Consider the following 18,659-nt stretch of genomic DNA (forward strand, 5'->3'; position numbering starts at 1 on the left):
AGGAGAACGAAAGTGAAAAAGCTCGGTGGTTTGTTGGTCGCTGGTGCGCTCGGCGTGGGATTCGTCGGTGCAGCGCAGGCGCATGTGTCGGTGGGCGTGGGTATCGGGGTGCCGGCTTACCCGGTGTACGCCGCGCCGCCGGCTCCTGTCTATGTCGCGCCGCCGCAGCCCGTTTATGTGGCGCCGCCGCCTGTCATGTATGCGCCGCCGCCCGCGGTGGTTTATGGCGGCTACGGCGGCTATGGCTACTACGGCCGTCCGTATTACCGGCATCACGGTTACTACCGTCACGGACCGGGCTACTGGCGCCGCTGATCGGCCCGAACGGCTTATTCCGAAGGCGATGCATGCATGCATCGCCTTCTGCGTTTACGGGCCGATTTCTGGATTTTTGCGACGGAACTGGGACAATGATGATCCTCCTCACCTCACGCTCTCACGCCGATGTCCACTCTTCCCGCCCCGACTTTCGATGACGTCGCCGACGCCGCCCGGCGCATCGAAGGATTCGCCCATCGCACGCCCGTCCTGACTTCCCGCACCGCCGACGCCATCGCGGGCGCGTCGCTCTTCTTCAAGTGCGAGAACTTCCAGCGCATGGGCGCGTTCAAGTTCCGCGGCGCCTACAACGCGCTCTCTCATTTCGACGACCGCCAGCGCGCAGCGGGCGTCATCACGTACTCGTCGGGGAATCATGCGCAGGCGATCGCGCTGTCCGCGAAGCTCGCCGGCATCCGCGCGACGATCGTCATGCCGGAAGACGCGCCCGCCGCGAAGATGGAGGCGACGCGCGGCTACGGCGGCGAAGTGATCACCTACGACCGCTACACGCAAAATCGCGAGGAAATCGGCCGCAAGCTCGCCGAGGAACGCGGCATGACGCTGATTCCGCCCTACGACCATCCGCATGTGATCGCGGGGCAGGGCACGGCGGCGAAGGAACTGATCGAGGAAACCGGTCCGCTCGATTATCTGTTCGTGTGTCTGGGCGGCGGCGGGCTCATCGGCGGATGCGCGCTCGCGGCGGCGGCGTTGTCGCCGGACTGCAAGGTGATCGGCGTCGAGCCGGAGGCGGGCAACGACGCGCAGCAATCGCTCGCTCGCGGCGAAATCGTGCATATCGACGTGCCGCGCACGATCGCCGATGGCGCCGCTTCGACGCACGTCGGCGAATACAACTTTCCGATCATCCAGCGTCACGTGGACCGGATCGTCACCGTGAGCGATGCGCAATTGATCGACACGCTGCGCTTCTTCGCGCAGCGCATGAAGATGGTCGTCGAGCCGACCGGCTGCCTCGCGGCGGCCGCCGTGCTGCAGAAGGTCGTGCCGGTCGAAGGCAAGCGCGTCGGCGTGATCGTGTCGGGCGGCAACGTCGATTTGCCGAAGCTGTCGCAGTATCTCGCGTGATGGCGGATCGTCACGACGCTGCGTTGACGATCAGATCGCGGTAGCCGTTCACGATCACGCTGTACGCGAAGTACGCGAACAGCACGGCGGACATCACGTGGCACGCGCGCAGGAGCTGCGTGCCGGCGCGCTTTCGGCCGTGGCTCGCGAGCGTGCAGATGAAGATCGTCCAGCCGAGCCCGCCGCAGAAGAAGCCGATCAGAAACACCGACGCGCTGACGGGACTCGTCGCGCCGGCCTTGGCGATGAGCGCGCCGCCGACCGCCGCAAACCACAATATCGCGCTCGGCGACGACACCGCGAGCAGGCATCCGCGCACGAAGCTTTGCCAATGCTTCGGGCGCGGCACGGTGAGATCCGCTTCGCCTTCGACGGGCGGCGCCGACGCCGGATTGAGCGCTTCACGCGCCATCTTCCAGGTGAGAAAGAGCAGCACGACGGCGCCGCCGATCCACACGACCCAGCGCACGGCGGAGAACTGCAAGAGCGCGGACATGCCCGCGAGCGCGAGCGCCGCGTAGAACAGATCGCCGAAGCACGTGCCGAGGCCGAGCACCATCCCCGGCTTGAATCCGTGCGACAGCGCGAGCGAAATGATCGCGACGTTGGCGATCCCGATATCCAGACACAGCGACAGCGACAGAAAGAACCCGTCCGACAGCAACGACCACGAATGCATGTTGTTATTGATGGTTGTGAAGCGTGAAGCTGACATCGAGACGGCCGGTCGGCACGTTCATCGTGTTGCGTGTGGGCGGATTACGGAAGGCGGCGAGGGCATCGCGCTGTGCTTGCGTGCCGATGCCGAGCGCATCGAGCAGATGGACGACGACCGCGTTCACCACGGCCGTATTGCCGTCCTCGACTTTCACCGCGATGCCGATCGGACCTGTCTCGCGGCGCACGCCGATCGCGTAACTCGCGTCCGCGCCGGTCTTGGCGACGAGCGCGCCGCCGAACGCCTGCATCAGTAGCGTGCAGAAGCGGGCTTCGCCCGCGACGAGTTCCGGATGCGACGTCATCGCGCGATGGACGCGTGCGAGCGGCGAGCCGTCCGGCGCGGCGGCGATGTTCATATAGAGCCGCGCGAGACGTTCGAGCGGGAAGGCGGGCGTCGGCAGATTGCAGCCGTCGATGGCCCATTGCACTTCGTCATCGGCGAGATCGACGGCGCGCGCCACCGTGCGCTTCACATGCGCCTGCAGCGGATGACCGGGCAAGTGGTAATCGGCGAGTGGCGCGTTCATCGCGCGCGCGCCCGCGAGCATGCCGGCGTGCTTGCCGGAGCAATTGCTGCAGACGGCGGTCGGCGTGAAATCGCGCCGGATCCAGTCCTTGTACACGGCGTCTGAAATCGGCGGATGGCCGCCGCAGCGCAGATCGCTTTCGCTCGCGTTCGACTTCGCGAGCATCGCGAGCGCGCGCTCGATATGACGCGGCTCGCTGCTGTGCGATCCGCACATCAGCGCGAGGTCCTCGTCGGTGAAGCCGAAGCGTTCGAGCGCGCCCGTTTCGATGACGGCGAGCGCCTGCGCGGGCTTCGCGGCCGAGCGCGGCAGCGTCACGCGGCGCGGATCGCCGAAAGAATGGATGAGGCGGCCATCGGCATCGACGACCGCGACATGCGCCGCGTGCGTGTTCTCGATGACATCGCCTCGATAGAGCGTGGCCGCGATCGTCATTTGTCGAGTCCGAGTTCGGTCCAGAGCGTATCGACGCGGCGCTTTACGGCTTCGTCCATGACGATCGGGCGGCCCCATTCGCGATTCGTTTCGCCGGGCCACTTGTTGGTCGCGTCGAGTCCCATCTTCGAGCCGAGACCCGCAACCGGCGACGCGAAATCGAGATAATCGATCGGCGTGCTGTCGACCATCACGGTGTCGCGCGTCGGATCGACCCGCGTCGTGATCGCCCAGATCACTTCCTTCCAGTCGCGCACGTTCACGTCTTCATCCACGACGACGATGAACTTCGTATACATGAATTGCCGCAGGAAGCTCCAGACGCCGAACATCACGCGCTTCGCGTGGCCGGGATAGCTCTTCTTCATCTGCACGATCGCCATGCGATAGCTGCAGCCCTCGGGCGGCAGATAGAAATCGGTGATCTCGGTGAACTGCTTCTGCAACAGCGGCACGAAGACTTCGTTCAGCGCGACGCCGAGCACGGCAGGCTCGTCCGGCGGTTTGCCTGTGTAGGTGGAATGGAACAGCGCGTCGCGGCGCATCGTGATCTTCTCGACGGTGAAGACCGGAAACCATTCCTGCTCGTTGTAATAGCCGGTGTGATCGCCGTACGGGCCTTCGAGCGCGTGCTCGTATTTCGCCGACGCCCCCGCCGACGGACGCGGCGGCGCGCCTGCGGGCGCGGGCGGCGGCGCGCCGTCTTGCGGATAGATGAAACCTTCGAGCACGATTTCCGCGCGTGCCGGCACCTGCAATGCATCGACGCCCGGCGTCAGGCATTTCGCGAGTTCGGTGCGCGATCCGCGCAGGAGACCGGCGAACTGATATTCGGACAACGAATCGGGCACGGGCGTCACTGCGCCGAGAATCGTCGCGGGATCGGCGCCGAGCACGACCGCCACGGGATACGGCTTGCCGGGATTCGCGAGCGCAAACTCACGGAAATCGAGCGCGCCGCCGCGATGCGCGAGCCAGCGCATGATGAGCTTGTTGCCCCCGATCAGCTGTTGCCGATAGATGCCGAGATTCTGACGCGGCTTGTTCGGCCCGCGCGTGACGGTGAGGCCCCAGGTGAGCAGCGGACCGGCGTCGCCGGGCCAGCATGTCTGGATCGGCAGCCGATTGAGATCGACGTCGTTGCCTTCCCACACGATTTCCTGACAGGGCGGCGCGCTGACCGACTTCGGCGCCATGTCCCACACGGCCTTCGCGAGCGAGAGCAGCTTGCCGGCATCCTTCAGGCCCTTCGGCGGCTCGGGCTCCTTGAGCGCGGAAAGCAGCCTGCCGACATCGCGCAACGAACTCAGCGCGGCGACGTCGCTGCCGAGACTCACATCGGAACCGCTTTGCGCGTCCGTCTCGATGCCCATGCCGAGCGCGACGCGCCGCGTCGTGCCGAACAGGTTCGCGAGCACGGGCATCGTGTAACCGGTGGGCGCTTCGAACAGCAGCGCCGGTCCGCCCGCGCGCAACACGCGATCGGAGACTTCGGTGATTTCGAGAACGGGAGAGACGGGCTGCCGAATGCGGCGGAGTTCACCGAGCGCTTCAAGGCGGGCGGTGAAGTCGCGCAGATCTTTGTATTTCATCGATGGTCGGAAGTGGACTCGAAGGCGCCCGGAGGCAGAACTCCCCGGGCGGGACGGCTGCGCGCTAAGCGATTGTCGATTTTACCTGCGTCGGCGTCCGTGCGTTGGGCGACATTCAGCGAAAACCGCTTGGAATCGCCCGGGAGACGTGGTTCTCGGCTGCTGAACACTGTTCAATATAACTATAAGTAATTGAAACCAAAATCTATAGCATTGACGGATCATTAAACCCTGTTAGAATCGCTTGGCATCCATTGCAGGTTTTGAAACTTTTTACCTTAGCCTCAGGTCTGTCAGACGCCAATGCGTCGCCTGCGCCGCTCCTGCCCGGCGATTCATGGCTGTTGGTTGTCATTGCCGGCGTTTCGCACGCCGGTTTTTCGCGTGGAAAGCCACGTGCGCGTTCAGGGCATGCAGTTCGTGCCGCGCAACCCGGCGGATTTTTGCCGGATCGGCTTTTCAGACGGCGCTTGCCGTATCCCCGATGCCGCTGACGCTTACCGAGAGTGAGCGGTGTCTGATTTGTCTCTCGAGTACGTGCTTCATTCGTATTCATCTGCGCAAATCATGCAACATTGGGAGTATCGATGAATGCTTCGGTTTGGTGGGGTTCCGACTCCCGCGCCGCGCAGGTTGTGCGCGTAGCGCTACGTCGCGGACGCCGTTTGAGTCACCATCTCTTCGCCGTGGTCGGTTGCGCGGCCGTTGTCAGTGCGCTCGCGCTCTGGCTGGCGCCTTCCTGGCGCACGACGTTCGCCGCAAAGATCATGCCGTTCGTGTCGGCCGCGGTCCAGGCCGGTCCGGCGCGTTTGCTCGCCGGCCAGCCGCTGCCGCCGTTCTCGGCGGTGCATCGCGCGCCCGGCGACGCCGCGCTGCCCGTGAACGTGGCCGCTAACACGGCGGCGCCCGAAATTGCCAAGGCGCCGGCCGCCGTGACCCCGTCGCTCGGCGCGGCGGCCAGCGACGACGCCAGCACCCGTCAGCTCACCGGCGGCATCAGCCTGGCCGTGTCGCCCAACGGGCTCGATCCGCGCACGATGCCGTCCGTCGGCATGCTGGCGAACCTGATTCCTGCGCAACGCGTCGTCGCGGATGCGCGCGATGACCGCGTGCTCGTCTCGGCGCGTGAGCAGAAGCTCGTCGCGAGTTTCATCGCGCGTCGCTATCGCGTGGCGCAAGAGCCGGTCACGGAACTCGTGCGCGCCGCGTTCGATACGGGTCGCGAAGTCGGCCTCGATCCGCTGCTGCTGCTTTCGGTGATGGCGATCGAATCGGGCTTCAATCCGTATGCGGAAAGCGGCGTCGGCGCGCAGGGCCTCATGCAGGTCATGTCGAAGGTGCATTCCGACAAATTCGAGTACTTCGGCGGCTCGCACGCGGCGCTCGATCCGCTCGCGAACATCAAGGTCGGCGCGCTCGTGCTGAAGGATTGCATCGCGCGCGGCGGCTCGGTGGCGGGCGGCTTGCGCTACTACGTCGGCTCGACGACGCAGGACGACGGCGGTTACGGCGCGAAGGTGCTGGCCGAGCGCTCGCGTCTGCGCGATGTCGCGCGCGGCCGCAATGTGCCGATCAACGCGCCGCAGGCGCCGGTCCAGGCCGCGCCGAAGCAGGTTCTCGCCTCGACGTCCGCGGACAAACGCGTTCACGCGACGATCGAATCGCCGAAGAAATCGCAGGACGATGGCGACGGGGAGACGAAGCACGTCGCATCGGCGGAGCTGGGCGCGTAAGGCTTTCGGCAGACGTAAAAAGGAAAGGGCACCCGCGGGTGCCCTTTTTGTTGCGTGTGCCGTCGCGATTATCGACGGAACAGCGTGCCCAGTCGCTGGACCGCTTCTTCCAGCTTCGCCTGCGACGTCGCATACGACAGCCGGATGTAGCGCTGCGGCGCGTGAAAACCGAAATCCGCGCCCGGCACGAGCACGACGCCCGCGTCGTGGAGCATCGAATGCGTGAGCGCATCGCTGTCGCCGGCGGCGGGGTGGTGAACCGTCGTCGTGTCGGCGTAGACGTAGAACGCGCCGTCCGGCACGACCGGCACGCCGAAACCGAGCGAGCGCAGCGCCGGCACGATGTAATCGCGACGCCGCTTGAACTCCAGTCGCCGTGCTTCGTAGATCCCGATCGTCTCCGGCTCGAAGCACGCGAGCGCCGCATGCTGCGCGAGCGCCGACGCGCAGATGAACAGATTCTGCGACAGCTTTTCTACCGCGCTGACCATCGCGTGCGGCACGACGAGCCAGCCGAGCCGCCAGCCGGTCATGTTGAAGTACTTCGAGAAGCTGTTCACGGTGACGACGTCGTCGCCGAAGGAGAGCGCGGACACGGGTTTCGCGTCGTAACTCAGGCCCTGGTAAATCTCGTCGACGATCGTGAAGCCGCCGCGCGCGCGCACCGTGTCGACGATGCGCCGCAGTTCGTCCGGCTCGATCGACGTGCCCGTCGGATTCGATGGCGACGCGAGCAGCACGCCGCGCGTCTTCTCGCTCCAGTTCTCCTCGACATGCTCGGCCGTCAACTGGAAGCGCTCGGCCGGGCCGCTCGCGATGAGCACCGGCTTGCCATCCGCCGCCGACACGAAATGCCGGTTGCACGGATAGCATGGATCGGGCATCAGGACTTCGTCGCCGTTATCGACGAGCGCCATGCACGCCAGCAGCAGCGCCGCCGACGCGCCCGCCGTCACGACGATCCGCTCGGGGTCGACGGCCAGGCCGAAGGTATCGCGATAATGCTGCGAAATCGCCTCGCGCAGCGCGTGGATGCCGAGCGCGTTGGTGTACTGCGTCACGCCGCGCTTCAGGGCATCGGCGGCGGCGTTCGTGACCGGCTCCGGCGCGGTGAAATCCGGCTCGCCGATGCTCATGTGGATGATGTCGCGGCCCGCGCGCTCGAGCGCCTGCGCCTCTTTCATCAGCTCCATCACGTAGAACGGCTCGATTGCGTCGACGCGCGACGCCAGCCGCACGAGCGGTTCGGCTGTCTGGTTCATTTATGCTCCGCGGCCGCGCGCCTGCGCTTCGGTGGGCCGCATCACGACGGCGAGCTTGTCCAGCACGCCATTGACGTACTTGTAGCCGTCCGAGCCGCCGAAAGTTTTCGTCAACTCGACTGCTTCGTTGATGACGACGCGATACGGCACGTCGATGTGATGCTTGAACTCGAAGGCGGCAACCAGCAGCACCGCGCGCTCGACCGGCGACAGCTGCTCGATCGGACGATCGAGGCACGGCTGCAACTCGGCCGACAGCGCGTCGGATTCCTTGATCACGCCGTGCAGGATCGCATCGAGATGATCCTTATCGGCCTTGTCGAAACCTTGAGAATTGCGCAACTGCGCGTCGATTTCGCCGGCGGGCGCGCCCGACAGCAACCACTGGTAAAGCCCTTGCGTCGCGAGTTCGCGCGAACGGCGTCGTGCGCTCTTCATGCGCGGTCCTCGTCTTCTTCGTCTTCGTCTTCATCGTCGCCGCCGAGCTGCTCGAGCGCGACGGACAGATTCGCCATTTCGACCGCCACGCGCGCGGCGTCGCGACCCTTTTCGGTCATGCGGGCGACGGCTTGCTCGTCGTTCTCGGTCGTCAGCACGGCGTTCGCAACCGGAATGCCGAAGTCGAGCGCGATGCGCGAGATGCCCGAGCCGCTTTCGTTCGACACGAGCTCGAAGTGATACGTCTCGCCGCGCACGACGGCGCCGAGCGCGATCAGCGCGTCGAACTGGCCGGATTCCGCGAGCTTTTGCAGCGCGAGCGGAATTTCGAGCGCGCCGGGCACCGTGACGAGCAGCACGTCCTGGCCGATCACGCCGAGGCGTTCCAGCTCCTCGATGCAGGCGTCGGCGAGGCCGTTGCACACCGGTTCGTTGAAGCGCGACTGCACGATGCCGATGCGCAGGCCGTCACCGTCGAGGTTCGGCTGGTATTGTCCGATTTCCATGAATGATTTCCGTTGGTTCAGATTGGGTTTGGCGTTCAGGCCGAGCGCAACTGCGTGATGCTCGTATCGGCGGGCGCGGCGGTGGCGGGGCAGCCGGGCATCGGCACGAAGCCTGTCACTTCCAAGCCGTAGCCCGACATGCTGCCGAGCTTGCGCGGATTCGCGAGCACTTCCATCTTGCCGACGCCGATATCGCGCAGAATTTGCGCGCCGATGCCGTAGGTCTTGAAGTCGATCGGGCGGCGCTTGAGTTCCGCCGCCTTGTCCTTCTGGTCGAACGCGCGGAACACGTCGACGAGATGTTCCTTCGTGTCGCCGCAATTGAGCATGACGATCGCGCCGAGATCGCGCGCGGCGATTTCCTTCATCGCGGCGTCGATGGTCCAAGAGTGCGTCGACGAGTCGATTTCGAGCAGATCCAGCACGGAGAGCGGTTCGTGCACGCGCACCGGCGTGTCGCGATCCGGACGCGGCGTGCCGCGCACGAGCGCGATGTGCGGCGAACCGGTGGGCTCGTCGCGATACAGCAGCGCGCGGAACGGACCGTGCGCGGTCTGCATCGTCCGCTCGCAGACTTTCTCGATGATCGATTCGGTGCGGCTGCGGTAGTGGATCAGATCGGCGATGGTGCCGATCATGATGCCGTGCTGCTGGCCGAACTCGATGAGGTCGGGCAGACGCGCCATTTCGCCGTCGTCCTTGATGATCTCGCAGATCACCGCGGCGGGCGTGAGACCCGCGAGCGCGGTCAGGTCGCAGCCGGCTTCCGTATGGCCCGCACGCACGAGCACGCCGCCCGGCTGCGCCATGATCGGGAAGACGTGGCCCGGCTGAACGATGTGCTCGGCGCGCGCATCGTGCGCGACGGCCGCGGCGATGGTTTTCGCGCGGTCGGCGGCCGAGATGCCGGTCGTCACGCCCTCGGCGGCTTCGATGCTCACCGTGAACGCCGTGCCGTACTGCGTGCCGTTGCGATGCGTCATGAGCGGCAGGTTCAACTGCTTGCAGCGTTCCTGCGTGAGCGTGAGGCAAATGAGGCCGCGGCCGTGCTTCGCCATGAAGTTGATCGCTTCGGGCGTGACGAATTCGGCGGCGACGACGAGATCGCCTTCATTCTCGCGGTCTTCTTCGTCGACGAGGATCACCATCCGGCCGGCTTTCAGTTCAGCGATGATCTCAGGAGTGGAGGCGAGCGACATGATGACGTCCCGAGCGGGCTCTGATTTGGGGAAAGCGCGTATTTTACGCCACGGCTGGTGGAGCGTCGGGGAAATCGACTCTCTTCGAGAGGTGGAGGTTTCCTAAGCCATTCGGACGAATGGCGCGACGGGCAAGCGTTTGGGAAACTGTCCTCACTGTAACTTTAAAGCGGATGGATTTTGTACAATGTTGTGTACATTAAACTTAATGGGGCCGAACATGGCTTATAGGGCAAGGGACATCATTCCGCTGTCTCAGGCGCGTGCAAATCTCTCTGAACTCGTCGACGAGGTTCGCGGCGGCAATGAAAAGATCATCACGAAGAACGGAGAAAGCTATGCCGCGTTGATCAGCGCGGAAAAGCTCGAAGCGTTCTACCGCATGGAGAGGTCCCGCATTCATCTGGTGCTGCTGAACGACGCGTTGACCGCTCTGAAGAGCCTCGACAAGCACGAAACGGAAGATGCCGACGAGTACTTCATCCGTCTGAAAGCGCGTCTGGGAGCGCCGCAAACCGATGACGGAGAGTCGGACCGTGAATGATGAACGCAAGCGCACGACCATCCGAATCTCGAGCGAATTCAATGCCCGACTCACGGATATCGAGCGCTACTGGAACCGCGTTGACCGGCCTGAAAGCTTCCTTCGGCTAGTCGAGGCGATCGAAAAGAAGGTCGTACCGGTGCTTCGGCGCTTTCCGGCTCTTGGACGACGCCTTCTCAATTCGAAGCCGGATACGGTCGATGCTTTGCTGACGATCGAGGAGATCGTGGACGTCACGAAGTCGGGCGCGCCTCATCAAGGCGAGCTACACGAACATCTGTTCGATGACTACGTGCTGCTCTATCTGTTGTCCGGTGACACGATCACTTTCTTGTCGCTCCGGCACATGAAAGAGACTTCCTCCGAATTCAGGGATCTGTGGGGTCCGGAGCGCTAGGTCAGGACAACGCGAGCATTCACCCCGCACTCATCATCCGCTCCACATACCGCGCGATCAGATCGATCTCCAGATTGACCTTCGCGCCTTTGGCAAGGGCCTTGAGCGTCGTCACTTCGACGGTATGCGGAATCAGATTGATGGAAAACTCGCAGCCGTCGGCGCTGTCGCTGACGGAATTCACCGTGAGGCTCACCCCGTTCACCGTCACCGAGCCCTTGTAAGCCAGGTACTTGCCGATATCCTTCGGCGCCACGATGCGCAATTCGTGCGATTCGCCCACCGGCTCGAACTTCGACACGACGCCCAGCCCATCGACGTGACCGGATACGAGGTGCCCGCCAAGCCGGTCGTGCGCGCGCAACGCCTTTTCCAGATTCACGCCGGCGCCCGCATCGCCGAGTCCGACGGTCTTGTTGAGACTCTCGCGCGACACTTCGACGTCGAACGTGCCGGCCGATTTCTCGACAACCGTCATGCACGCGCCCTGAATCGCGATGCTGTCGCCGAGCTCGACGTCGGCGAGATCGAGATCGCCCGCGGTGACCGTCAGACGCACGCCCGCTTCCGGCTCGGCACCGAGCGGCGTGACTTTTTCGATTCGGCCCACGGCCGCGACAATTCCTGTGAACATCGGTCGGATTCCTCGATTCGGTGCTGGGTCAGCTCGCCACGTTGGCTTCGGCAAAACGCGCAAGTATGCGCAGATCGTCGCCGAGCCGGTCGATGCGATGAAATTTCAGATGCGGCCGCGCATCCAGCGTGTCGGGCGGCGCGAAGTCGAACATGCCGGGCGCGCTGCCGAGCAGGCTCGGCGCGAGATAGATCAGCAGTTCGTCGACGCAGCCTTCGCGCAGCAGCGAGCCGTTCAGCTTGTGGCCCGCTTCGACATGCAATTCGTTGATGCCGCGATCGGCGAGCGCCGTGAGCATCGCGGGCAGATCGACCTTGCCGTACTCGTTCGACAGCTCGATCAGATCCGCGCCTTTCTCGCGCAACGCGTCGATGCGCGCCGGATCGGCGTCGGCGGAATGGAAAATCCAGGGCGGCGCGCCGTCGAGGATGCGCGCGTGCATCGGCACATCCAGCCGGCTGTCGATCAGCACGCGTTGCGGCTGGCGCGGCGTGTCGACCGCGCGCACGGTCAGTTGCGGATCGTCCTCGCGCACCGTGCCGATTCCCGTGAGAATCGCGCAGGCGCGGGCGCGCCACGCGTGGCCGTCGGCGCGCGCGTCTTCGCCCGTGATCCACTGACTCTCGCCCGTCGGCAAACCGGTACGGCCGTCCAGCGTGGCCGCAACCTTCATTCGCACCCACGGACGGCGGCGCGTCATACGCGACACGAAGCCGATGTTCATCTCGTGCGCCTCGTTCGCGAGCAGTCCGCAACGCACGTCGATGCCGGCGTCGCGCAGCATCGTCAAGCCGCGGCCGGACACCGACGGGTTCGGATCTTCCATCGCGGCGATTACTTTCTCGACGCGCGCATCGATGAGCGCATGCGCGCACGGCGGCGTGCGGCCGAAGTGACTGCACGGTTCCAGCGACACATACGCGGTCGCGCCGCGCGGATCCTTGCCGCGCGAACGGGCGTCCTTCAGCGCCTGCACTTCGGCGTGATCCTGGCCGGCCGGCTGCGTGTAGCCCATGCCGATCACTTCGCCGTTCTTGACGAGCACGCAGCCGACGCGCGGATTCGGCGTCGTCGTGTACATGCCCTTCGAGGCGAGCGCGAGCGCGCGCTCCATGTGCGTGAAGTCGGTTTGCGAGAACATCGGCGCGGCCCGGAAACGTCAGGCGGCGAGCGACGCGAACGCGCCGCGCGCCGCGTCGATCGTCGCGTCGATGATCGCGTCGTCGTGCGCGCTCGACACGAAGCCCGCTTCGAACGCGGACGGCGCGAAGTACACGCCGGCATCGAGCATCGCGTGAAAGAACGCATTGAAGCGCCTCGTGTCGCCTTGCTGGATCTGCGCGAAGCTGCCCGGCACGCTGTCCATGAAATACAGGCCGAACATGCCGCCGATCGAATCGGCGGAGAAGGGCACCTTCGCGTCGCGGGCGGCGCCGGTGAGGCCGTCGACGAGCTTGCGCGTCTGCTTGGCGAGATCGTCGTAGAAACCGGGACGCTGGATCAGTTGCAGCGTCTTCAGGCCCGCGGCCACCGCGATCGGATTGCCCGACAGCGTGCCCGCCTGATAGACGCCGCCGAGCGGCGCGAGATGAGCCATGATGTCGCGGCGTCCACCGAACGCGGCCGCCGGCATGCCGCCGCCGATGACCTTGCCGAGACAGGTGAGATCGGGCTTGATGCCGTAGACCTGCTGCGCGCCGCCGAGCGCCACGCGAAAGCCGCACATGACTTCGTCGAAGATCAGCACGGAGCCGTATTCGTTGCAGCGTTCGCGCAGCGCGTTGAGAAACTCGGGCGTCGCGCGCACGAGATTCATGTTGCCCGCGACCGGCTCGACGATCACCGACGCGATTTCCGGCCCGAATGCCTTGAACGCCTCGTTCAATTGCTCGACGTTGTTGTACTCGAGCACGGTCGTGTGCTTCGCGATGTCGGCGGGCACGCCGGCGGAAGTGGGATTCCCGAACGTGAGCAGACCGGAGCCGGCTTTGACGAGCAGGCTGTCCGCGTGCCCGTGATAGCAACCTTCGAACTTGACGATGCGGCTGCGGTTCGTGAAGCCGCGCGCGAGGCGCAATGCGCTCATCGTCGCTTCGGTGCCGGATGACACCATCCGCACCTGTTCGATCGACGGCACGAGCTTGCAGATTTCCTCGGCGATTTCGATTTCGGCTTCGGTCGGCGCGCCGAACGAGAAGCCGTTCGCGAGCACGCGTTGTACGGCGCCGAGCACTTCCGGATGGACATGGCCGAGAATCATCGGGCCCCACGAGCCGATGTAGTCGATATAGCGCTTGCCATCCGCATCCCAGAAATACGCGCCTTCTGCGCGCTCGATGAAGCGCGGCGTGCCGCCGACCGAGCGGAACGCCCGCACCGGCGAGTTCACGCCGCCGGGAATGGTTCGCTGCGCGCGTTCGAAGAGAGCTTGATTCTTGGACATGGATGGAAGCCTGCACTGAAAAGTGGATGCGGGAGTCGCGAGGACACGCGCCCGGCTGCCGCTGCAACGTCTGCACGGCGCGCGAAACGCGCCGTCCGGCGCGAAAAACGATGCTGAAATTGTACCGGAGTCGTTGCAATGCAACCGTGTCCGGCTAGGGTCGCATCGAGCGCCGTCCGGTGCGTGCGGTCCACAGTTTTTCCAGCGCGCCCTCGGCGATCGGCTTGATGAGCGTGCCGGACATCTGCGCGTCCCACGTCTGCACGGAGAACGGATGCGCGCGCAATTCGTCGCGCGTGACGACGACCTGCTCGCGCGCATCGACGAGCCAGTCATAAACGAAGTCGATGCGCAGCCGATAGCCGCGCTTGGCTCCGGCATCCGGCACTTCGTACGGCGCGCGCGTCACCCAGCCCGACGCGAACACGCCCCTGGGTTCCTGCGACACGCGATGCACGAAGACCCGATCGCCCGGCAAGAGTCCGCGCGCGGTGCCGCAGCCCCATACGTCGGCGACGGCATCGCCTGCGGCGACGCGCCGCGCGAACTCGGGCAAGTCGGGCCACGGCCATTTCTTTGGGCTCCAGATCAGCAGAAAGGCGGTCATGGGTTCGGTCGGACGAGAAGAGAGCGATGAGCTTAACGCAGCGTCGCGACCGGGGCCGGATCGCGGCAAGGGCTCGCGTACAATGTTTGCTCCTTGCGCGGTAAGGATACCGCGCGGCCTCAACGCTTCCCCGTCTCCCGAACTCCATGTCCGACACCACCCGGCGCCGGCCCGATGGCCGTTTGATCCTTCTGCTCGGCGCGCTCGCCGCGTGCGGCCCGCTGTCGATCGACATGTATCTGCCGAGCCTGCCGTCGCTCGCCGCCGCGTTCGGCACGAGCCCGGCCGCCGCGCAAAGCACGCTGACGAGCTTCATGTTCGGCTTCTCGTTCGGCATGCTGCTCTACGGTCCGATGTCCGACGCCTATGGCCGCCGCCCCGTCCTGCTCGGCGGCATCGCGCTGTACGCGCTCGCGAGCATCGGCTGCGCGGCGGCGTTTTCCATCGACGCGCTCGTCTTCGTGCGCTTCCTGCAGGCGCTCGGCGCGGGCGCGGCGTCGGTGCTCGCGCGCGCGATCGCCCGCGACGCCCACGCGCCGACCGACGCGGCACGCGTCCTGTCGATGCTGTCCATCGTCACGTCGATCGGACCGTTGCTCGCGCCGCTGATCGGCGGGCAATTGCTGCTGCTGGGCAGCTGGCGCGTCGTGTTCGTCGCGCTGACGCTCTTCGGCGTGACATGCGCGGTGACGGCGTATCTGCGCGTGCCGGAGACATGGCCTAAGGAAAGGCGCGCGAGCGCGGCGGTCGGCAAATCGTTCGCCGCTTACGGGCATCTGCTGACCGATCCCGTCACCTGGGGCCACATGATGTGCGGCGGCATGGCTTTCGCGTCGATGTTCGCGTACATCACCGCCACGCCGTTCGTCTATATCGATTACTTCCACGTCAGGCCGCAGTATTACGGGCTGCTGTTCGGCCTGAACATCGTCGGCATCATCGCGGGGAATGTGCTCAACACGAAGTTCGTCGGCCGCGTCGGCGCGATGAAGATGATTTCGGCTGCATCGTTCGTGAGCGTCGCGGCGGCGCTCGCGGTCGCGTTCGTGGCGCTGACGGGCTTGGGCGGCCTGTGGTCGATCGTCGTGACGCTGTTCTTCGTGGTCGGCGTGGTCGGACTGCTGTCGGCCAATTGCACGACCGAGCTGATGCATCGGTATCCGCACAACGCGGGCGCGGCCGCCGCGGTTTTCGGCGCGATGCAGCTCGCGCTCGGCGCGCTCGCGAGTCTCGCCGTCGGCTTGTTTCACGATGTTTCGCCGCATGGAATGGGCATCGTGATAGGCGTGTGCGGCGTGCTGACATTCGCCGGGCGCACGCTGGTGCTGCGCTCGCACGCGGCGCCCGTGAAGGTCTGAACGGCGCGCAGAAACAAAAAAGCCTCGCTATGTGGCGAGGCTCAACATTTGATGCTCGTTTTTGCGGTCTCGAATCAGATGTGCCTGGGTCAAAGGTGCTTCCTGGGTCGATCGCAGTTGTTTGTCGATTCGGTAACTTACTGGGTCAAAGTTGTTTACCGGCTCGCTTCGGTCGCAGGGGCAATAGGCATGTTCTCCAGATGAGCGATCAGTGGTGCCTGGGTCAAAGGTGCTTCCTGATCGGGTTCGTGTCGATTCGGTTATTCCTCGTTGCCGTTTCAGCCTTGTCGACGAAGCTCGACTGCATCAAGGAATGAGACGAGTGTAGGCCGTCGTCGAACGACGACATATCGAAGGAATTCGAATCGGTGGGCAAGGGCGCGTGACGGCCGAAACGCGCTGTTGCGCGCCGTGAAACCGATGTTCGCCTAAACTGCGCGCGCGAGCGTCGGCATGGGCGGCGCGAGACGAATGCCGCGCGCCGCGAGCGCGGACAGCGTGGCCTCGTTGACATCGGAGATCACGCAGAGCGCGACGATCTCATGCAGGTTCGACGTGACGAAGGCGCGTTCGCCGGCGGCGGCGAACGCATCGGGGTCGAGCGTGAAGCGTGTCGGCGGGATCGGTATCGGCATGACTCGGGAAGCGCATTCGAAGGGTCCAGATCCTGCAGAATGCGTTCGCGCTTCTCGATAGGCATCGACTGCGTCCCCGCGTGCTGCTATTCGAGCGGGCCGATCGTCGCCGCGAGAAACGTGAAGGCCGCGGCTTCCGCCTGCGCGACCGCTCCGGGTTCGACGCCCGCGCCGTGCCCGCCGTCGCCGGTCTCCTGATACCAGACGTCGGCGTGGCCTTGCGCCTGCATCTTCGCGGCCATCTTGCGCGCGTGGCCGGGATGCACGCGGTCGTCGCTCGTCGATGACGTGAACAGCGCCGGCGGATACGTCACGTCGGCCTTCACGTTCTGATACGGCGAATACGCCATCAGATGATGAAGATCGCCGGCGTCGTCGGGATCGCCGTATTCGTCGATCCACGATGCGCCTTGCAGCAGCAAGTGAAAGCGCGCCATATCGAGCAGCGGCACTTCGGACAGCACGGCGCCGAAAAGCTCGGGCCGTTGGACCATGCACGCGCCGGTGAGCAGGCCGCCGTTGCTGCCGCCCCGAATGGCGAGCTTCTTCGGCGTCGTGACGCCGCCATCGACGAGCGCTTGCGCCACCGCGGTGAAATCATCGAACGAAATTTGACGGTTCTCGCGCAATGCCGCCTGATGCCACGCCGGGCCGAACTCGCCGCCGCCACGGATATTCGCGACCGCGTACAGCCCGCCGCGTTCGAGCCACGCGATGCCCGTGGTTGCGTCGTAGCCGGGGTCGAGCGCGACTTCGAAGCCGCCGTAGCCGTAGAGCAGGCAAGGGCGCGGTTCGGCGGTGGTCTCGATGTCTCTTCCGATCAGCCAGTACGGAATGCGCTCGCCGTCCGGCGCGATCGCGTGGCGGCGCACGGCGGCGAGACCGGTTGCGTCGAATTGCGCGGGAAGGCGCGCGAGCAGTCGCCAGGGCGCGTCGCTGGCGAGATCGGCGTGATAGAGCGACGGCGGCAACAGAAAATGCTCGACGTGGATGAGCACGGTGTCGTCACGTTCGCTGTCAATCGAATCGACCCATGACTGGCTCGCTTCCGGCAGCGCGAATTCGCGCGCCTGCCATGCGTCATCGGGATTCGCGTCCGGGCGCAGCAGCGTGACGCGCGGCGTGCCGTCATCCATCTGCGAAACGATGAGGAACTGCTTCGTGAAGTCGATGCCCGCGAGGACGAGGCGTTCCGACGGCGTGAAAAGCGCCGTGAACCGGCGCGAGCCGGCGAGAAACGCGTCGCGGCGGATGACGGTCAGCGTGCCGGGCGCGTAGCGGCGCCCGCCCGCGTTCCAGAACTTGCGCGGCGTGACGAAGAGCCAGCCGTTCCAGTGCTCAATTTCCGCGTGCGACGGCAGATCGTACTGGCGCCATTCGTTGGCGGTTTCGTCGAGCCAGTAGTTGAGCGTGTCGTAGAACGTGACCGCGCGCGACGCGAGATGCAGCTTCTCGATCGGATCGTAGTCCACGCCCGCCGACACGTCGCGCCGATTGCCTTCGAACACGACGGGCGCATCCGCGAGCGGCGTGCCGCGCTTCCAGCGACGCGCCTGCCGTGGAAATCCGGATGTCGTCAGCGCGGGGCTCGGGTTCGTCTTGCTGTCGTCCCAGCCGACGTACACGGTGTCGCGATCGATCCACGAGATGTCGTGCTTGCCGACATCGGGCAATGCGAAGCCATCCGCGACGAACGTTTTCGACGCGATCTCGAACTCGCGCACCATGCACGCGTCCGAGCCGCCCGGCGACAGGCTCACGAGCGCGCGATCGTAGTCGGGATAGAGCATGTCGAAGTCGGCGAGGGCCCAGCGTGTGTCGCCCACCGCGTCGGTGTTCAGGTCGAGCGCGTCGACGTCGAGGATCGTTTCCCATGCGGGCTTGCCTTCGAGCCACGCAGACCACGGCGTGCGGCGTACGATGCCGAGCGGATGCGCGTCGTCCTGCCATGTGTTGTAGCCCCAGTCGCCGTAACGCGAACAGGCGACGATGCGGTCTTTCGACGTGTACGCCTTTTCGAGCCGGCCGGCGAGGGCGCGCGCGTCGGGCGTGTTGCCGAACGCGGCTTCGGTGCGGCGGTTCTGGGCGTCGATCCACGACTGCACGCGGGCGTCGTCGAGCGCTTCGAGGCCGATGAAGGGATCGGGGCCGTCGGAGGGCGGCCAGGCGAGTTCGGGATTCTGATCGAGGATGGTCATGCGGAATCGGAGCTTCGAAAG

19 protein-coding genes are annotated in these 18,659 nt (G+C 65.2%); 6 read left to right on the plus strand and 13 right to left on the minus strand.

Annotated elements, in window-relative coordinates:
- The first annotated feature begins 12 nt into the window (after window positions 1-12).
- Both LDZ23_RS03560 and LDZ23_RS03565 read left to right on the plus strand, forming a co-directional pair.
- Window positions 13-315: a hypothetical protein gene (locus LDZ23_RS03560; protein WP_034471336.1), complete on the plus strand. Its 303-nt coding sequence runs from the start codon at window positions 13-15 to the stop codon at window positions 313-315.
- Window positions 316-444: 129 nt separating this feature from the next.
- Window positions 445-1,410 carry a threo-3-hydroxy-L-aspartate ammonia-lyase gene (locus tag LDZ23_RS03565; protein ID WP_175981788.1) on the plus strand — a complete coding sequence of 322 codons (966 nt, stop codon included), beginning with the start codon at window positions 445-447 and terminating at the stop codon, window positions 1,408-1,410.
- Window positions 1,411-1,420: 10 nt separating this feature from the next.
- On the opposite strand, the gene LDZ23_RS03570 is transcribed toward LDZ23_RS03565, so the two are convergent.
- Genes LDZ23_RS03570 through LDZ23_RS03580 form a run of 3 tightly spaced genes read right to left on the minus strand, consistent with a single transcriptional unit; the run spans window position 1,421 to window position 4,684 of the window.
- Window positions 1,421-2,089, minus strand: a complete 669-nt coding sequence (locus LDZ23_RS03570; protein ID WP_008350875.1) for a LysE family translocator — start codon at window positions 2,087-2,089, stop codon at window positions 1,421-1,423.
- Window positions 2,090-2,093: 4 nt separating this feature from the next.
- Window positions 2,094-3,092, minus strand: a complete 999-nt coding sequence (locus LDZ23_RS03575; protein ID WP_244807809.1) for an asparaginase — start codon at window positions 3,090-3,092, stop codon at window positions 2,094-2,096.
- Entirely contained in the window at window positions 3,089-4,684 is a 1,596-nt protein-coding gene (locus tag LDZ23_RS03580) for a UbiD family decarboxylase (RefSeq protein WP_244807810.1), read from the minus strand. The genes LDZ23_RS03575 and LDZ23_RS03580 overlap by 4 nt, the downstream gene beginning before the upstream one ends.
- A gap of 587 nt (window positions 4,685-5,271) precedes the next feature.
- Between LDZ23_RS03580 and LDZ23_RS03585 the strand changes: the two genes are divergently transcribed.
- Window positions 5,272-6,417: a lytic transglycosylase domain-containing protein gene (locus tag LDZ23_RS03585; protein ID WP_244807811.1), complete on the plus strand. Its 1,146-nt coding sequence runs from the start codon at window positions 5,272-5,274 to the stop codon at window positions 6,415-6,417.
- A 68-nt stretch (window positions 6,418-6,485) separates the two neighbouring features.
- On the opposite strand, the gene LDZ23_RS03590 is transcribed toward LDZ23_RS03585, so the two are convergent.
- Genes LDZ23_RS03590 through ribBA form a run of 4 tightly spaced genes read right to left on the minus strand, consistent with a single transcriptional unit; the run spans window position 6,486 to window position 9,822 of the window.
- Entirely contained in the window at window positions 6,486-7,679 is a 1,194-nt protein-coding gene (locus LDZ23_RS03590; protein ID WP_008350867.1) for a pyridoxal phosphate-dependent aminotransferase, read from the minus strand.
- On the minus strand, window positions 7,680-8,117 hold the full coding sequence (gene nusB, locus LDZ23_RS03595; protein WP_008350865.1) for a transcription antitermination factor NusB: 438 nt from the start codon (window positions 8,115-8,117) through the stop codon (window positions 7,680-7,682).
- Window positions 8,114-8,623 (minus strand): 6,7-dimethyl-8-ribityllumazine synthase, encoded by a 510-nt coding sequence (ribH, locus tag LDZ23_RS03600; RefSeq protein WP_008350863.1) that lies wholly within the window; start codon window positions 8,621-8,623, stop codon window positions 8,114-8,116. Before ribH ends, nusB begins: the two co-directional genes overlap by 4 nt.
- Before the next feature lie 35 nt (window positions 8,624-8,658).
- Window positions 8,659-9,822, minus strand: coding sequence for a bifunctional 3,4-dihydroxy-2-butanone-4-phosphate synthase/GTP cyclohydrolase II (gene ribBA / locus LDZ23_RS03605; protein WP_033536677.1), 1,164 nt, complete (start codon window positions 9,820-9,822; stop codon window positions 8,659-8,661).
- Window positions 9,823-10,009: 187 nt separating this feature from the next.
- Here ribBA and LDZ23_RS03610 point away from each other — a divergent pair, with 187 nt between their 5' ends.
- Window positions 10,010-10,366 (plus strand): type II toxin-antitoxin system Phd/YefM family antitoxin, encoded by a 357-nt coding sequence (locus tag LDZ23_RS03610; protein ID WP_425306893.1) that lies wholly within the window; start codon window positions 10,010-10,012, stop codon window positions 10,364-10,366.
- Window positions 10,359-10,763 (plus strand): hypothetical protein, encoded by a 405-nt coding sequence (locus tag LDZ23_RS03615; protein WP_244807812.1) that lies wholly within the window; start codon window positions 10,359-10,361, stop codon window positions 10,761-10,763. The genes LDZ23_RS03610 and LDZ23_RS03615 overlap by 8 nt, the downstream gene beginning before the upstream one ends.
- A gap of 19 nt (window positions 10,764-10,782) precedes the next feature.
- Here the strand turns inward: LDZ23_RS03615 and LDZ23_RS03620 are convergent, their stop codons facing one another.
- The 4 genes from LDZ23_RS03620 to LDZ23_RS03635 all read right to left on the minus strand — a co-directional run bounded on the left by LDZ23_RS03620 (window position 10,783) and on the right by LDZ23_RS03635 (window position 14,447).
- The gene (locus LDZ23_RS03620; protein WP_244807813.1) at window positions 10,783-11,397 is read right to left on the minus strand and encodes a riboflavin synthase; all 615 of its coding nucleotides are present in this window, start codon (window positions 11,395-11,397) and stop codon (window positions 10,783-10,785) included.
- A gap of 28 nt (window positions 11,398-11,425) precedes the next feature.
- Window positions 11,426-12,538 carry a bifunctional diaminohydroxyphosphoribosylaminopyrimidine deaminase/5-amino-6-(5-phosphoribosylamino)uracil reductase RibD gene (gene ribD / locus LDZ23_RS03625; RefSeq protein ID WP_034471322.1) on the minus strand — a complete coding sequence of 371 codons (1,113 nt, stop codon included), beginning with the start codon at window positions 12,536-12,538 and terminating at the stop codon, window positions 11,426-11,428.
- An 18-nt stretch (window positions 12,539-12,556) separates the two neighbouring features.
- On the minus strand, window positions 12,557-13,840 hold the full coding sequence (gene hemL / locus LDZ23_RS03630) for a glutamate-1-semialdehyde 2,1-aminomutase (protein WP_008350851.1): 1,284 nt from the start codon (window positions 13,838-13,840) through the stop codon (window positions 12,557-12,559).
- Window positions 13,841-13,994: 154 nt separating this feature from the next.
- On the minus strand, window positions 13,995-14,447 hold the full coding sequence (locus tag LDZ23_RS03635; RefSeq protein ID WP_244807814.1) for a hypothetical protein: 453 nt from the start codon (window positions 14,445-14,447) through the stop codon (window positions 13,995-13,997).
- A gap of 146 nt (window positions 14,448-14,593) precedes the next feature.
- Between LDZ23_RS03635 and LDZ23_RS03640 the strand changes: the two genes are divergently transcribed.
- Window positions 14,594-15,805 (plus strand): Bcr/CflA family multidrug efflux MFS transporter, encoded by a 1,212-nt coding sequence (locus LDZ23_RS03640; protein WP_008350845.1) that lies wholly within the window; start codon window positions 14,594-14,596, stop codon window positions 15,803-15,805.
- A 428-nt stretch (window positions 15,806-16,233) separates the two neighbouring features.
- Here LDZ23_RS03640 and LDZ23_RS03645 read toward each other — a convergent pair whose 3' ends face one another.
- On the minus strand, window positions 16,234-16,440 hold the full coding sequence (locus tag LDZ23_RS03645; protein WP_244807815.1) for a hypothetical protein: 207 nt from the start codon (window positions 16,438-16,440) through the stop codon (window positions 16,234-16,236).
- Window positions 16,441-16,526: 86 nt separating this feature from the next.
- Window positions 16,527-18,638: a prolyl oligopeptidase family serine peptidase gene (locus tag LDZ23_RS03650; RefSeq protein WP_244807816.1), complete on the minus strand. Its 2,112-nt coding sequence runs from the start codon at window positions 18,636-18,638 to the stop codon at window positions 16,527-16,529.
- Between the last annotated feature and the right edge of the window lie 21 nt (window positions 18,639-18,659).

This window comes from Caballeronia zhejiangensis (assembly GCF_022879815.1).
GTDB lineage: Bacteria > Pseudomonadota > Gammaproteobacteria > Burkholderiales > Burkholderiaceae > Caballeronia > Caballeronia zhejiangensis.

Coding starts and splice junctions, on each gene's coding strand:
- hemL (WP_008350851.1), bottom strand. CDS start 13,840: ATGTCCAAGAATCAAGCTCTCTTCGAACGCGCGCAGCGAACCATTCCC.
- LDZ23_RS03585 (WP_244807811.1), top strand. CDS start 5,272: ATGAATGCTTCGGTTTGGTGGGGTTCCGACTCCCGCGCCGCGCAGGTT.
- LDZ23_RS03565 (WP_175981788.1), top strand. CDS start 445: ATGTCCACTCTTCCCGCCCCGACTTTCGATGACGTCGCCGACGCCGCC.
- LDZ23_RS03645 (WP_244807815.1), bottom strand. CDS start 16,440: ATGCCGATACCGATCCCGCCGACACGCTTCACGCTCGACCCCGATGCG.
- LDZ23_RS03590 (WP_008350867.1), bottom strand. CDS start 7,679: ATGAACCAGACAGCCGAACCGCTCGTGCGGCTGGCGTCGCGCGTCGAC.
- LDZ23_RS03610 (WP_425306893.1), top strand. CDS start 10,010: ATGTTGTGTACATTAAACTTAATGGGGCCGAACATGGCTTATAGGGCA.
- nusB (WP_008350865.1), bottom strand. CDS start 8,117: ATGAAGAGCGCACGACGCCGTTCGCGCGAACTCGCGACGCAAGGGCTT.
- ribH (WP_008350863.1), bottom strand. CDS start 8,623: ATGGAAATCGGACAATACCAGCCGAACCTCGACGGTGACGGCCTGCGC.
- LDZ23_RS03650 (WP_244807816.1), bottom strand. CDS start 18,638: ATGACCATCCTCGATCAGAATCCCGAACTCGCCTGGCCGCCCTCCGAC.
- ribD (WP_034471322.1), bottom strand. CDS start 12,538: ATGTTCTCGCAAACCGACTTCACGCACATGGAGCGCGCGCTCGCGCTC.
- LDZ23_RS03570 (WP_008350875.1), bottom strand. CDS start 2,089: ATGCATTCGTGGTCGTTGCTGTCGGACGGGTTCTTTCTGTCGCTGTCG.
- ribBA (WP_033536677.1), bottom strand. CDS start 9,822: ATGTCGCTCGCCTCCACTCCTGAGATCATCGCTGAACTGAAAGCCGGC.
- LDZ23_RS03575 (WP_244807809.1), bottom strand. CDS start 3,092: ATGACGATCGCGGCCACGCTCTATCGAGGCGATGTCATCGAGAACACG.
- LDZ23_RS03580 (WP_244807810.1), bottom strand. CDS start 4,684: ATGAAATACAAAGATCTGCGCGACTTCACCGCCCGCCTTGAAGCGCTC.
- LDZ23_RS03620 (WP_244807813.1), bottom strand. CDS start 11,397: ATGTTCACAGGAATTGTCGCGGCCGTGGGCCGAATCGAAAAAGTCACG.
- LDZ23_RS03635 (WP_244807814.1), bottom strand. CDS start 14,447: ATGACCGCCTTTCTGCTGATCTGGAGCCCAAAGAAATGGCCGTGGCCC.
- LDZ23_RS03640 (WP_008350845.1), top strand. CDS start 14,594: ATGTCCGACACCACCCGGCGCCGGCCCGATGGCCGTTTGATCCTTCTG.